Raw genomic sequence first — 14,199 nt, 5'->3', positions numbered from 1 at the left:
TTACCTATGCAGAAACTCGCTTTGCTCGTTTTCAGACGGCATTAAATTAGTAGTCCATGCCGGCCAGAAACTGTTTGGCACGTTCGCTTTTGGGGTCGGAGAAAAAGCCTTCGGGGGTGTTTTCTTCGATGATTTTGCCGGCATCTAAAAAGACGATGCGGTCGGCCACTTTGCGGGCGAAGCCCATTTCGTGGGTAACAATCAGCATACTCATGCCTTCTTTGGCCAATTCCAGCACTACGTCCAACACTTCCCGTACCATTTCGGGATCGAGGGCGGCGGTGATTTCGTCCAGCAGAATCACTTCGGGATTCATACACAATGTGCGCACGATGGCGATACGCTGTTTCTGTCCGCCCGATAATTCCCGGGGGTAGGCGGTTTTGCGGTCGAGCAGGCCGACCCGTGCCAGCAGTTTGTCTGCCTGCGCTTCGACTTCGGCACGGCTGCGGTTTTGGGCTTTGAGCGGGCCGAGCAGGATGTTGTCGATAACGTTCATATGGGCAAACAGTTCGTAACTTTGAAACACCATGCCGACTTTCTGCCGTGCCTGCTGCCATGATACGTCTTTGCCGAATTCGCCGACACCGTCCATGACGATGCTGCCGCCCTGATGTTCTTCCAAACCGTTGATGCAGCGCAGCAGCGTGGATTTGCCGCAGCCGGACGGGCCGAGCAGAACGATGACTTCGCCTTTTTGCAGGTCTAAGTCCAGCGACGGAATGGCGGTTGTGCTGCCGTATTGTTTGTGTAGATTGCGTATGCTCAATAAAGCCATATCAGTGTTCCCATTTGCGTTCCAAGCGTGCCGCCCACAGTGAAAGCGGATAGCAGCACGCAAAATACAGCACAAAAATCAGTCCGTACACCCAAAACGAGGCGTTGGGCATGACCAGCAGCGAGTTTTCGATAATCTGCTGGCCGACTTTTACGACTTCAATCACGCCGATTAAGGCCGCCAGCGAGCTGGTTTTAATCATGCGGGTAAAGAGGTTGATGGCACCCGGCAAAACCCGGCGGATACTTTGCGGCAATTCGATGTGGCAGAATACCTGCCAACGGCTCAAGCCCAGCGCCAGCCCTGATTCGACTTGGTGGGTTTCGATGGAAGCGAGCGCACCCCGCACCAAGTCGCCCATTTCGGCGATGCCCCACAACACAAACACCCACACGCAGACCCAAAAACCGTCCACATGAATGCCCGTCCAAACCGACAGCCCGAAATAAAAGCCGAACAACCACACCAAAATCGGCACAATGCGCATGGTTTCGAGATACAGGCGGCTGACGAAACGCAGCAGCGGGTTGTCGGCACGCAGCAGCAGGCCGAACAGCGTACCCAAAATACAGGACAGCAGCACCGAAATCAGCGAGATTTCCGCCGTCAGCCGCAGCCCTTGTGCCAAACGGGCGATGTTTTGCCCTTCAAACAGCCAATCAAGCGCCATATTTCGCCCTCCGCATCCGTTTTTCCGCCCAGCGTGCCAGCAGCGAAACCGGCAGCAGGATAATCAGATAGCTGGCAAACAGCAGAAACAGGGCTTCGTTGGTTTTATAGTCCATGCCGATAATGTCTTTGGTTACAAACAGCAGTTCGGCAATGCCGACGGCGCTGATTACCGAAGTTTCCTTCATTAAAAACAACACATTTGCCCCCAGCGCCGGCACCGCTACCGCCCACGCCTGCGGCAGTTCGATATGGCGGAACACCTGCAGGCGGCTCAAACCGATGGACTTGCCCGCTTCGACCTGTCCTTTCGGCACGGCGAGAATACCGGCACGGATGGCTTCCGCCATATAGCTTCCGCCCAAAAAGACCAAGGCAATCACGCCGCAGGTGAAACCGTCCCACTTAATGCCGATTTTCGGCAGGCCGTAGTACAGGAAAAAAAGCTGAATCAGCAGCGGCGTGTTGCGAGAAAGCTCGATGTAGGCACGGGCCAGCGTGTTGAGCGGCTTGATTTGATAGGCGGTTACCACCGCCACCGCCAGCCCGAGCAGCAGCGACAGGGCGATGCCGTAAAGCGACAGCTCAAGCGTGAGTTTTGCCGCTTCGACAAATTTCGGTATCGCAGCAATCAGATAGGGCCAGTTCATTTTTATTCGGAATGTCTTTCAAAGAATGCGGATTGTAGCACGCAGGCGGACAATCTCTAAAGAAACCTTGGCGATAAGTTTGGAAGATAATGGCATATCGGGCAGCAAGGCCGTCTGAAAATGAGTGAAACGAATTTCAGCGAAGCTAAAACCGCAGGTTTCGCTTAAACCAACTTTCCTATAGTAGATTGTTCAGTTTTCAGACGGCCTGATGTGTGTTCGGGCAAGGCATCACAGGCCGGGGAACATGCCCTTCATGCCTTTCAGACCTTTTGCCATGCGCATCAGCTTGGCCATGCCGTTGCCGCTGAACATCTTCATCATCTGCTGCGACTGTTCAAACTGCTTGAGCATTTTATTGACTTCCTGCACCGTCGTTCCCGCACCGGCGGCAATGCGGCGTTTGCGTCCGGCCTTAATCAGCGCCGGATTGGCACGTTCTTTCGGGGTCATCGAATTGATAATCGCCTCGACTTTGCCCATCGCTTTTTCCGCCGTGCCTTCGGGAATCTGTTTGGAAAGCTGGCCGATTTGCCCCGGCATTTTCGACATCAGGTTTTCCAAGCCGCCCATATTGCGCATTTGCTGGATTTGTTCTTTAAAATCATTTAAATCAAAACCCTTGCCCTTTTGGATTTTTTTCGCCATTTTGGCGGCGGCTTCTTCGTCTATGCCTTTTTGAACGTCCTCAATCAGGCTCAACACGTCGCCCATGCCCAAAATGCGGCTGGCGATACGGTCGGGGTGGAACGGCTCGAGACCGCTGACTTTTTCGCCGATACCGATAAATTTAATCGGTTTGCCGGTAACTTGGCGCACCGACAATGCCGCACCGCCGCGCGAATCGCCGTCCATTTTGGTCAGAATCACACCGGTGAGCGGCAGGGCTTCGTTAAACGCCTGCGCCGTGTTCACAGCATCCTGACCGAGCATGGCATCGACCACAAACAGGGTTTCCACCGGATTGACTGCAGCGTGCAATGCCTTAATTTCGTTCATCATTTCTTCGTCAATCGCCAAGCGGCCGGCGGTATCGACCATCAGCACGTCATAGAAATGTTTTTTGGCATAATCGACGGCAGCACGGGCAATGTCCACCGGCTGCTGGCTGACATCGGACGGGAAAAAGTCCACGCCGACCTGTTCGGCCAGCAGGCGCAGCTGTTCGATGGCGGCGGGGCGGTACACGTCGGCGGACACCACCAGAATTTTCTTTTTCTGCTCGGCTTTGAGCAGGCGTGCCAGTTTGCCCACGGTCGTGGTTTTACCCGCACCCTGCAAACCGGCCATCAACACCACCGCCGGCGGCGACACCGACAAATCCAGCGTTTTGTTTTCCTTGCCCATCAATTCAATCAGGGCTTCATTGACCACGCCGATAAACGCCTGATCGGGTGTGAGGCTGCCCGTTACTTCCTGACCGAGCGCTTTTTCTTTGACATTGTTCACAAATTCTTTGACCACCGGCAGGGCAACGTCGGCTTCAAGCAGGGCAAGGCGGACTTCCCGCAGGGCTTCTTTGATATTGTCTTCGGTCAGCTTGGCGTGGCCTCGGATATTTTTCAGCACATTGCTGAAACGGTTGGTTAAATTGTCTAACATCGGGTGTCCTCAAGTTGCGTTTTCAGACGGCCTGATGCCGTCTGAAAACAGGGATAGATTGCGTCTGCACGGAAATATCGCGAGCGAAAATGGGTTTCATTTTACACCATAGTCGTTTAACTTTAAAATGCGATAGTTAAAAGTGTTGTTTCACGCAAACGCTTTGAGTTGTTTCTCTTACCGTATGCCTTGCCGCATACGGCCGAAACGGATGTTTCCCGAATCAGGCGGACCGATGCCGCAAGGGAGCAAACCGTTTCGGCGACACTGGAAAGTTTCCTATGCCTATCGTTTTAATCTGCCTGATTGCGGTGTATGCCGCCCTTTCTGCCTTTGTGTGGACGCACCACAAAAAATACGGCGGCAAACGCTACCCGCTCGCCCTCGAATTGGGCATTTTGGGCGCAGCGCTGCTGGCACACGGCGCAGCATTGATGATGCCCGTGCTGCAAGACCATATCCTGATTACCGGCTTCGGCTACTCGGTCAGCCTGATAGTGTGGCTGATGCTGATGCTTTATTTTGCCGGCAGCTTCTTCTACTGCCTGCGGGGGCTGCAGCTGCTGCTGTATCCCTGCGCCACGCTGATGATGCTGCTCGGACTGATTTTCCCCGGCAAATTTGTCGGCTACCAAATCAGCGATTTACCGTTTATGCTGCATATCGGCACATCGCTGCTGGCGTATGGGCTGTTCGGCATCGTTACCCTGTTTGCCGTGCTGATTCTGCTGCTCAACCGCAGCCTGCACAAACGCCGCTTTTCCACCCTTGCCAATTTCCTGCCGCCGCTGTTGAGCTTGGAAAAAATCATGTTCCGCACCATGCTGGCGGGATTTGTATTGCTCACTTATTCAGTGGTCAGCGGCACATTCTTCTCCGAAAGTGTGTTCGGCAAACCGTTTGTGCTGACACATAAAACCGTGTTCAGCATTATCTCATGGCTGATTTATGCCGCCCTGCTGCTCAAACACAGCATGATGGCATGGCGGGGCAAAAAAGCCGCCATTTGGACCATCATCGGCTTCGCCAGTCTGGTTTTGGCGTATGTCGGCAGTAAGTTTGTATTGGAAGTGATTCTGCACCGCTGATGGGTGATGATGTAGTGAAATAACCTCAAAGCACTACAGCGTTGGCTTCGCCTTGCCGCCTTGTATTGCTTTGGGGTTATTTCACTACAAAGCCGTCTGAAAATCGCATTTTAGCGGTGTAGAAACTCGCTTTGCTCGTTTTCAGACGGCTTTGTATAATTTGTTTTTTCATTCACGATAAAAGATTTTTGGGTTGAGTCAAACCTTATCCCGATGGTCGTGCAGTATTTTGTGATACACCGCTTCGGGCAAGTAGCGTTTAATCATTTCCCGCCAGCCTTCGGGGCCGACCAGTCCTTTGACCATGGTGGACGACACTTCGGCGATTTCTCTTGGCGGCATCAGGAAGACGGTGGAAATTTCCGGTGCGAGGTCGCTGTTGATGTAGCGCATGGAACGTTCGTATTCGTAGTCGCCGGCGGTGCGGATGCCGCGTACGATAAAGCGGGCGTGGACGCTGCGGGCGTAGTGGACGAGGAAGCGGTTTTCGAAAACGGCAATTTTGACGTTGGGAAAACAGCCGGTTACGGCTTCCAGCATGGCTTGGCGTTCGGCTACGGTGTAGGTGTTCTGTTTTTCGGGGTTGATGCCGATGGCGACAATCAGTTCGTCAAACAGGGCTTGGGCTTCCTTTATCATCCAAAGATGGCCGAGAGTTGGCGGGTCGAAGCTGCCGGCGTAAACGGCACGGCGGAGGGGGGCGGTCATGGTGGTGTGTGTTTGGGTTTAATCAGCCGAAAGGATAAAGGCTGCAAGGGGGAATGTCAAAGAAAAATGCCGTCTGAAAATGTTTTCAGACGGCATTTTTATGGTTTGCGGCGGAATTATTCGTCTCGGTTGAGCGAGAGCAGGATATGCAGCAGGCTGCTGAAGATGTTGTACAGTGAGATGAAGATGGTCAGCGCTGCGCTGATGTGGCTGTCTTCGCCGCCTTCAATCACTTGGCGCACTTGGAACATAATCATTACCGAGCTGAACAGGACGAAACCTGCGGAAAGTGCCAAACTCAGTGCCGGAATGCTCAAAAACAGGTTGGCGACCACGCCGATCATCAACACAATCGCACCGATGGTCATGAAGTTGCCGAGCGAACTCATATTGACGTTGCTGCGTTTGGCGAGTGCCGACATGGTGAAGAACACGGCGGCGGTCATCACGGCGGCGATGCCGACAATTTGCGAACCTTTGTGGACGTTGAGCGCATATTGCAGCAGCGGGCTGATTAATACGCCCATGCCGAATGTGAACACCATCAGCAGGGTGGCACCGGTGTTGCTGTAACGGTTTTTCTCAATCAGAAACACCATGCCGTAGAAAAATACCATCATGGCGATAAAGCCGATAAATTTTCCGCCGAGCATGGCGTAAATGCTGAAACCGGCCTGCGATGCGATAAAGGCACCGGCTGCGGCGGGGATAAACGATAAACCGAGCAGGCGGTAGGTTTTCTGCAATACCGTATTTTGCGGCACGGTATTCGTGGTGTAGTCGTAAACGTCGTGATTCATGGCGTTTGCTCCAAAAATGAGGTCAAAAAACAAATGAGGCTTGATTCTAACAGGTCGGTGCTAAAAATCAAATTCAGCAGGGCGGTTTCGGATTGATTTTCAAATATTTACCTGAAGCCGCCCAATTCGCCGCCTGTTTGGTGTAAATGGGGCGTTTGGGTGGGAATTCAAGCGTTTGGTTGCGGTGTAAATAACGAGGCCGTCTGAAAACGGCATTTTCAGACGGCCTTGCGGTTTACGCAGATTTATTTCGGCACATAGCCTTGAACCTGATCGGCACCGTCGCCGAAGAAATACTGTTCCATTTGCTGCGCCAGATACTCGCGCGCACGGGGATCGGCGAGGCTGAGGCGGTTTTCGTTGATCAGCATGGTTTGGTGGCGGGTCCACGCCTGCCATGCTTCTTGGGACACGTTTTCAAAAATCCGTTTGCCCAATTCGTTGGGCAACGGCGGGAATTTCATGCCTTCGGCTTCACGGCCGAGTTTGACGCATTGAACCATGCGGGTCATAGCGGATTTCCTTATGATGGGGTTTGAAACTTTGCCATTTTAGCCTATTGCGGCCGAAAATAAAACGCTGCGGATCGCTGTTTTGTTCTGTTCTTAAATTGAATTGACTGTATCCATCACCCCCCAAACAACACAAGCCGTCTGAAAACGGGATTTCTGTTTTCAGACGGCTTGTTTCAAACAATCGGGCGTTTGGCCGGATTATTTTTTGCCCAGTTTCGGCAATACCGAGCCTTCGCCCAGTTGCAGCAGGCCGCTTTGGGAGTAGATGCCCAGTTTGGCACGGGTATCGACGATGTCGAGATTGCGCATGGTGAGCTGGCCGATGCGGTCGGCGGGGGTAAAGGCGGCGTTTTCGACTTTTTCCATGCTCAGGCGTTCGGGTTGGTAGGTCAGATTCGGCGATTCGGTGTTGAGAATCGAATAGTCGTTGCCGCGGCGCAATTCCAGCGTTACTTCGCCGGTAACGGCTTTAGCGACCCAGCGTTGGGCGGTTTCACGCAGCATCAGGGCTTGGCTGTCGAACCAGCGGCCTTGGTAGAGCAGGCGGCCGAGACGCAGACCGTTGATGCGGTATTGTTCGATGGTGTCTTCGTTGTGGATACCGGTTACGAGACGTTCGTAGGCGATGTGGAACAAGGCCATGCCGGGGGCTTCGTAAATGCCCCGTGATTTGGCTTCGATGATGCGGTTTTCGATTTGGTCGCTCATGCCCAAGCCGTGGTGGCCGCCGATGCGGTTGGCTTCGAGGAAGAGTTCCACAGGGTCGGCGTATTCTTTGCCGTTGATGGCAACCGGAATGCCTTCTTCAAAGCGGATGCTGACTTCTTCGGCTTTGACTTCGACGTTTTCGTCCCAGAAGGCAACGCCCATGATGGGCTTCACGATTTTGATGCCCGAATTTAAAAATTCTAAGTCTTTGGCTTCGTGGGTTGCGCCGAGCATGTTGGAATCGGTGGAATAGGCTTTTTCTACCGACATTTTGTAGTTGAAACCGTTGGCGATTAAGAATTCGCTCATTTCGTGGCGGCCGCCCAATTCATCAATGAATTGTTGGTCGAGCCAAGGTTTGTAGATGCGTAGGGAAGGGTTGGTCAGCAAGCCGTAGCGGTAGAAGCGTTCGATGTCGTTGCCTTTGTAGGTCGAACCGTCGCCCCAGATATTGACATCGTCTTCTTTCATGGCGGAAACCAGCATGGTGCCGGTTACGGCACGTCCCAGCGGCGTGGTGTTGAAATAGGCAATGCCGCCGGTGGCAACGTGGAATGCGCCGCATTGAATCGCGGCGATGCCTTCGTGTGCCAACTGGCTGCGGCAGTCGATCAGGCGGGCTTGTTCGGCACCGTATTCCAGCGCTTTTTTCGGAATGGCGTTGTAGTCGTCTTCGTCGGGCTGGCCCAGATTGGCGGTGTAGGCGTAGGGCAGCGCACCTTTGAGTTTCATCCACAATAATGCGGCGGACGTGTCCAAACCGCCTGAAAAGGCGATACCGACTTTGTGGCCGACCGGAAGATGTTGCAAAATAGTATGGTTTTGGCTCATGGGAAATCCTGTCTGCAATAAAAAACGGTGGCAAAATTGCCCACCTGTCTGAACGGGTTTATTATCTTATAAATATTGTCAATAATCCAGTTTTAATCAAAAGTTTGTCTGAATATGCCGTCTGAAAACGAGCAAAGCGAGTTTTCAGACGGCATAACACGGAGATTTCCCGATGAACCGTTTCAACCTGATCGTCATTGGCGACGAAATTCTGCACGGCAGCCGCCAAGATGCCCATTTTGCCTTTTTCCGCAACATGTTGCAGCAGCACGGCCTCAAGCTCGGGCAAGTCCAATATTTGCCCGATGATTTTGAGGTTTTGGTGCAGTCGCTGCAACGCAGTTTTTCAGACGGCCTGTCCACTTTTGTAACCGGCGGAATCGGCGCAACGCCCGATGACCACACCCGCCAAGCTGCCGCTGCCGCATTGGGCGTACCGCTGGTGCGCCATCCGCAGGCAGCGGCGCTGATAGACGGCGTAACCCTTGAGCGGGGCGAAGCCTTGGATACGCCCGAACACCGCCGCCGTCTGAACATGGCGGATTTCCCCGCCGGTGCGGACATCATTCCCAATCCCTACAACCGCATTGCCGGATTTTCCGTGCGCCGCCATTACTTTTTCCCCGGTTTTCCCGTGATGGCGCACCCGATGGCGCAATGGGTGCTGGAAACGGTTTATTCCGACCGCTTCCACCGTGTCGCCAGCGGCACACGGCAACTTTATCTGGTCGGCCAGCCCGAATCCAAAATCGCCCCCGTGATGGAAGACATCGAACGCCGTTATTCAGGCGTAAAAGCCTACAGTTTGCCCAATGTCGGCGGGCAAACCGCAGACGGACGGCAGACCGTGCCGCACATCGATTTCGGCCTGAAAGCCGAAGGTGAAGCCTGCGGCCTGCTCGATGCGGCGTGGGCGGACGTATTGCAGCAGTTTGAACAGACAGGTATCGCATGGCAAAGCGGCTTGCCGGTGGTTGAGGTCGTCTGAAAATCCGGTTTTCAGACGGCCTTGTGCGGCACACTTTTTGCTATAATCGGCATTTTTAAATCTCCGACCGCCGCACCGACTATGCTCGATACCGCCCCAAATCCCCCGCTGTGGCTGCGCAACGGCCATGCCGACACGCTGTTTGCCAAATTGCTGCAGCCGTCGCCGCCCGCTTACCGGCGGGAATTGTTGCCCGACAGCACGGGGCAGGCGCAGGTTGCCTACGATTTTATCGACGGGCAGGACGGCGCACCGCTGGTGGTACTGTTTCACGGCTTGGAAGGCAGCAGCCGCAGCCATTATGCGGCGGCGCTGATGCACGAAACCGCCAAACGGGGTTGGCACGGAGTGGTGGTGCATTTCCGCAGTTGCGGCGGCGTTGCCAACCGAGCGCCGGTGTTTTACCATGCCGGCGACAGCAGCGAAATCGGTTTTGTGCTGCACACGCTGCAACGCCGTTACCCGACGGTTTACGCCGCCGGCGTGTCGCTGGGCGGCAATGCGTTGGCAAAATACCTCGGCGAAGCGGGCGAAGCAGCGCCGGTCAGAGCGGCGGCGGCCGTGTCCGCCCCGCTGGATTTGGCGGCGGCGGGAACTCGCTTCGAGCGGGGCGCAACCCGCCTGCTGTACACCCGCTATTTTTTGAATACGCTGTTGCCCAAAGCGCAGCAGTTTTTGGCGGAACACGGCGACATGCCGTTTCAGACGGCCTCGGCGCTGAAAAACTGCCGCACCTTGGGCGGATTTGACGACCTGTTTACCGCCCCGCTGCACGGTTTTGCCGACCGCCACGATTATTACCGGCGGGCATCGTGCAAACCGTATTTGCCGTTTGTCCGCCGCCCGCTGTTGCTGCTCAATGCCGTCAATGACCCGTTTTTACCGCCCGAAGCCCTGCCTGATGCCGCCGAAGTATCCGACAGCGTAACCCTGCTGCAACCGCCCCACGGCGGCCATGTCGGCTTTGTCGGCCAAACGGCGGGAAAACTGCACATCCGCTGGCTGCCCGAAACCCTGCTGGCGTATTTCGCCCGCTTTGAAGGCGGACAGGCCGTCTGAAAATTGAGTGTATATATAGTTGAAACACCTAATTTTCTGTACAAGCTGCTAATAGTTTGGCGGTCAATAAGTTTGCCCTATACGCTGTTCCCCGTCCCGCTGGCGGGAAGGGGTTAGGGGAAGGGTGGCTCGCTGCGTGATAATATTTTTTGGTTGATTCACGATAGCGGATTTACTGATTTTATCTGTGAAACCAGTGTCTTTAAAGCCGACCCGCCGCCTGATTTTTAAAAGACAAATCCCGACATCCCGCCATTTTTTAATCCGAACGAGAAACTGTAATGACTGATATTCTGAATAAAATTCTTGCCACCAAAGCCGAAGAAGTGGCCGCCCAAAAAGCCGCCGTTTCCCTTGCCGAAATGAAAGAGCGTGCCGCCGCTGCGCCTGCCGTGCGCCCGTTTTTGGCGGCGCTGCACGACAAACACCGTCAAAATCTGCCCGCCATTATTGCCGAAGTCAAAAAAGCCAGCCCGAGCAAAGGCCTGATTCGTGCCGATTTTCAGCCCGCCCAAATTGCGCAGGCATACGAGCGTGCCGGGGCGGCGTGTTTGTCGGTATTGACCGACGAGCCGTATTTCCAAGGTTCACCCGAATATCTGAAACAGGCAAGGGCGGCGGTGTCGTTGCCGGTGTTGCGCAAAGATTTTATGGTGGACGAATACCAAATCTATCAGGCACGCTCATGGGGCGCAGATGCCGTTTTGCTGATTGCCGCCGCTTTGGAAGCCGAGCAGTTGCAGCATTTCGAGCAGGTGGCGCATGAATTGGGCATGACGGTTTTGCTGGAATTGCACGATGCGGACGAACTGGAAAAATGCCGCCGTCTGACCACGCCGCTGTGGGGCGTAAACAACCGCAACCTGCGCACATTTGACGTTTCCCTGCAGCAAACCATTGATCTGCTTCCGGAATTGGACGGCAAAACCGTGGTAACCGAAAGCGGCATCCGCAACAAAGACGATGTGGACTTTATGCGCCGCCACAGTGTGCATACCTTCCTGATCGGCGAAACCTTTATGCGGGCGGACGATATTGAAGCGGAAGTGAAGAAGCTGTTTTAAAACGGCTTTTGAATGATTGCGAAACATTAAACGGCACGGGATAACCGTGCCGTTTGTGTTGCGAGGCCGTCTGAAAATCGGGGTTTATCAAAAACCTGTTTTATCTATTTTCAGACGGCATGATTTTAAATTTCCGAGCGTTTGAAATGTCTCGGGCGGAAGCCCAGCAGGGCGAGGGCGGTGAAGTAGAGGCCGCCGCCCAGCGCAATCAGCAGGCACAGGTGCAGGGCTTTTTGCCAGCCGCCGGCGTGTACCCAGTCAAACGGCAAATAGGTTTGTGCCGCCCACAGGCCGCCGCCCATTACCATCAGTGCCGCTACCATTTTCAGCAGAAACACCGTCCAGCCTTTACCGGGTTGGTAGATGCCGTGGCGGCGCAGCAGGAAAAACAGCAGCCCTGCGTTCAGACACGCCCCCAGCCCGATGGCGAGCGAGAGGCCGACGTGCTGCAGCGGGCCGACAAACAGCAGGTTCATCAGTTGCGTGCAAATCAGCGTAAAAACAGCGATTTTTACCGGAGTTTTGATGTTTTGACGGGCATAAAAACCGGGTGCCAGCACTTTAATCATAATCAGTCCGATCAGGCCGAATGAATAGGCAATCAGGGCGTGCTGCGTCATCAGTGCATCGTGAAGGGTAAATTCACGGTACATAAACAGAGTGGCGACCAGCGGAAACGACAACACCGCCAGCCCGACGGCGGCGGGCAGCGTGAGCAGCATACACAGGCGCAGCCCCCAGTCGAGCAGCCCGGAAAATTCCTGCGTATTGTTGCCGGCGGCGTGTTTGGAAAGCGTGGGCAGCAGAATCGTACCCAGCGCCACGCCGAGTACGCCGGTGGGCAGTTCCATCAGGCGGTCGGCGTAATACATCCACGACACGCTTCCCGATTGCAGAAACGAAGCGAAAATGGTGTTGATTACCAGCGAAATCTGCGCCACGCTGACCCCTAAAATGGCGGGTGCCATCTGTTTCATCACCCGTTTGACCGCAGGGTCGGAAAAACGCAGCTTGGGCAGTTTTAAAAACCCGAGTTTTGCCAGCCACGGGAGTTGAAAGCCAAGCTGCAGCACGCCGCCGACAAATACCGCCCACGCTAGCGCTTTGACCGGCGGGTCGAAATAGGGAACGAAAAACAGGGCAAAAACGATAAACGAGATATTCAGAAACGTGGGTGTAAATGCCGGAATGCTGAATTTTCCGTAGGCATTGAGAATCGAGCCGACAAAAGACGATAGTGAAATCAATAAGATATAGGGAAAGGTGATTTTCAGCAAATCTACCGACAGTTGGAATTTGTCGGGGTCGGCGCTGAAACCGGGTGCGGAAACGTAGATAATCCACGGTGCCGCCAAAATACCGGCGGCGGTAACCAATACCAAGACAAACGACAGCATACCGGCGACGTGCTGCACAAATGCCCGTGTTGCTTCGGGCGAACGGGTTTCCCGATATTCCGCCAGAATCGGCACAAATGCCTGTGCAAATGCACCTTCGGCAAAAATGCGCCGCAGCAGGTTGGGTAGTTTGAAAGCGACAAAAAAAGCGTCCGACACCGCCCCTGCGCCGAAAGTGCGGGCGATAATCGTTTCCCGAACAAAGCCTAAAATGCGGGAAACCATGGTCAGGCTGCCGACTTTTGCCAAAGCTCCGAGTAGGTTCATAAAAAACTCTTAATGGTTGCAATGATGAGGCCGTCTGAAAAGCCGCTTTGCCGGTTTTCAGACGGCATAAAATAAAGTGTGATGGTGAAATTAAGCCCAAAGCAATACAAGGCGAAGCTGACGCTGTAGTGCTTTGAGATTATTTCACTATCGTGAATCCACTATATAAAACGGCATATTGTACGCCATTCTCAAGCCTCGGGTGTGAAAAATGCGTGCCGTGATCAGGGCGGCGGCAGCGGTTTCCCCAACGGAAAAACGCTTTTTCGCAAAAGGCAGTTCATCAAACGGCGAAAATACAATAAAATCCGTCTGTTTCCGTTTGATTTTCCTGTTTGAAAGAAGATTATGAAGTTAAAAACCGTTTCCCTGCTCACCGCCGGCCTGTTTGCCTTGGCAGCCTGCGGCGGCAAAACCGAATCTAGCGTACCGGCCGAAGCGGCCTCCGCCCCGAGCGCTTCCGCTCCTGCGCCCGTTGCCCCTTCGGGTTTGGTCGAAGGGCAAAACTATACCGTGTTGGATAACCCGATTGCCCAGCAGCAGGCGGACAAAGTCGAAGTGTTGGAATTTTTCGGCTATTTCTGCCCGCATTGCGCCCACTTGGAGCCGGTGTTGAGCCAACACGTCAAAACCTTTAAAGACGATACCTATCTGCGTTCTGAACACGTGGTATGGGACGAAGCCATGAAACCGCTGGCACGCCTGTCGGCCGCCGTGGATATGGCGGGCCAGCGTGCCGCCGCCGATCATTTGATTTTTGATACGGTTGTCCATCGTAAAATTGAATGGGAAAACTCTGACGTTTTGAAAAAATGGCTGGACGAACAAACCGAATTTGACGGCAAAAAAGTACTGGCCGCCTTTGAATCGCCTGAAAGCGCCAAACGTGCCGACGAAATGGAAAAACTGGTGATGGCACACCAAATCGCCAGCACCCCGACTGTGATTGTCGGCGGCAAATATGTGGTGAAATTCAGCGACTGGGAATCAGGCATGAACACCATCGATCTGCTGGTGGACAAAGTGCGTGAAGAACAGAAAGCGGCGAAAAAATAAACCGCAGGCATTTGCTTAT

14 protein-coding genes are annotated in these 14,199 nt (G+C 54.0%); 5 read left to right on the top strand and 9 right to left on the bottom strand.

Translation table 11 applies throughout. The features are described from left to right. Positions 1–46: 46 nt before the first annotated feature. From PJU73_RS07425 to ffh, 4 genes are all read right to left on the bottom strand, one after another. Positions 47–778: an amino acid ABC transporter ATP-binding protein gene (locus PJU73_RS07425; RefSeq protein ID WP_237091802.1), complete on the bottom strand. Its 732-nt coding sequence runs from the start codon at positions 776–778 to the stop codon at positions 47–49. 1 nt (position 779) lies between these two features. Then, positions 780–1,448, bottom strand: a complete 669-nt coding sequence (locus tag PJU73_RS07420; RefSeq protein ID WP_237091803.1) for an amino acid ABC transporter permease — start codon at positions 1,446–1,448, stop codon at positions 780–782. Beyond that, positions 1,438–2,097 (bottom strand): amino acid ABC transporter permease, encoded by a 660-nt coding sequence (locus PJU73_RS07415; protein ID WP_237091804.1) that lies wholly within the window; start codon positions 2,095–2,097, stop codon positions 1,438–1,440. The genes PJU73_RS07420 and PJU73_RS07415 overlap by 11 nt, the downstream gene beginning before the upstream one ends. A 231-nt stretch (positions 2,098–2,328) precedes the next feature. After that, positions 2,329–3,699 carry a signal recognition particle protein gene (gene ffh / locus PJU73_RS07410; RefSeq protein ID WP_237091805.1) on the bottom strand — a complete coding sequence of 457 codons (1,371 nt, stop codon included), beginning with the start codon at positions 3,697–3,699 and terminating at the stop codon, positions 2,329–2,331. A 281-nt stretch (positions 3,700–3,980) separates the two neighbouring features. On the opposite strand from ffh, the gene PJU73_RS07405 reads away from it, so the two are divergent. Further along, entirely contained in the window at positions 3,981–4,787 is an 807-nt protein-coding gene (locus tag PJU73_RS07405) for a cytochrome C assembly family protein (protein WP_237091806.1), read from the top strand. A gap of 198 nt (positions 4,788–4,985) precedes the next feature. Here the strand turns inward: PJU73_RS07405 and coaD are convergent, their stop codons facing one another. The 4 genes from coaD to argG all read right to left on the bottom strand — a co-directional run bounded on the left by coaD (position 4,986) and on the right by argG (position 8,349). Further along, on the bottom strand, positions 4,986–5,495 hold the full coding sequence (gene coaD / locus PJU73_RS07400) for a pantetheine-phosphate adenylyltransferase (protein ID WP_237091807.1): 510 nt from the start codon (positions 5,493–5,495) through the stop codon (positions 4,986–4,988). Between the two features lie 116 nt (positions 5,496–5,611). Further along, entirely contained in the window at positions 5,612–6,295 is a 684-nt protein-coding gene (locus tag PJU73_RS07395; RefSeq protein ID WP_237091808.1) for a Bax inhibitor-1 family protein, read from the bottom strand. A gap of 245 nt (positions 6,296–6,540) precedes the next feature. Continuing rightward, the gene (locus PJU73_RS07390) at positions 6,541–6,807 is read right to left on the bottom strand and encodes an oxidative damage protection protein (RefSeq protein WP_237091809.1); all 267 of its coding nucleotides are present in this window, start codon (positions 6,805–6,807) and stop codon (positions 6,541–6,543) included. A gap of 201 nt (positions 6,808–7,008) precedes the next feature. Then, entirely contained in the window at positions 7,009–8,349 is a 1,341-nt protein-coding gene (gene argG, locus PJU73_RS07385; protein WP_237091810.1) for an argininosuccinate synthase, read from the bottom strand. A 172-nt stretch (positions 8,350–8,521) separates the two neighbouring features. Between argG and PJU73_RS07380 the strand changes: the two genes are divergently transcribed. From PJU73_RS07380 to trpC, 3 genes are all read left to right on the top strand, one after another. Then, positions 8,522–9,337, top strand: coding sequence for a competence/damage-inducible protein A (locus PJU73_RS07380; RefSeq protein WP_237091811.1), 816 nt, complete (start codon positions 8,522–8,524; stop codon positions 9,335–9,337). Between the two features lie 81 nt (positions 9,338–9,418). Further along, a complete protein-coding gene (locus tag PJU73_RS07375) occupies positions 9,419–10,396 on the top strand; it encodes a YheT family hydrolase (protein ID WP_237091812.1) in 978 nt (325 codons plus the stop codon). Between the two features lie 281 nt (positions 10,397–10,677). Continuing rightward, positions 10,678–11,460: an indole-3-glycerol phosphate synthase TrpC gene (trpC, locus tag PJU73_RS07370; protein WP_237091813.1), complete on the top strand. Its 783-nt coding sequence runs from the start codon at positions 10,678–10,680 to the stop codon at positions 11,458–11,460. Between the two features lie 125 nt (positions 11,461–11,585). On the opposite strand, the gene murJ is transcribed toward trpC, so the two are convergent. Then, entirely contained in the window at positions 11,586–13,124 is a 1,539-nt protein-coding gene (murJ, locus tag PJU73_RS07365) for a murein biosynthesis integral membrane protein MurJ (protein ID WP_237091814.1), read from the bottom strand. Between the two features lie 348 nt (positions 13,125–13,472). On the opposite strand from murJ, the gene PJU73_RS07360 reads away from it, so the two are divergent. Further along, on the top strand, positions 13,473–14,180 hold the full coding sequence (locus PJU73_RS07360; RefSeq protein WP_237091815.1) for a thiol:disulfide interchange protein DsbA/DsbL: 708 nt from the start codon (positions 13,473–13,475) through the stop codon (positions 14,178–14,180). Positions 14,181–14,199 lie beyond the last annotated feature (19 nt).

This window comes from Neisseria lisongii (assembly GCF_028463985.1).
Lineage (GTDB): Bacteria > Pseudomonadota > Gammaproteobacteria > Burkholderiales > Neisseriaceae > Neisseria > Neisseria lisongii.
The sequence above is the reverse complement of the archived record's forward strand: the minus strand, read 5'-3'. Positions and strand labels throughout refer to the sequence as shown.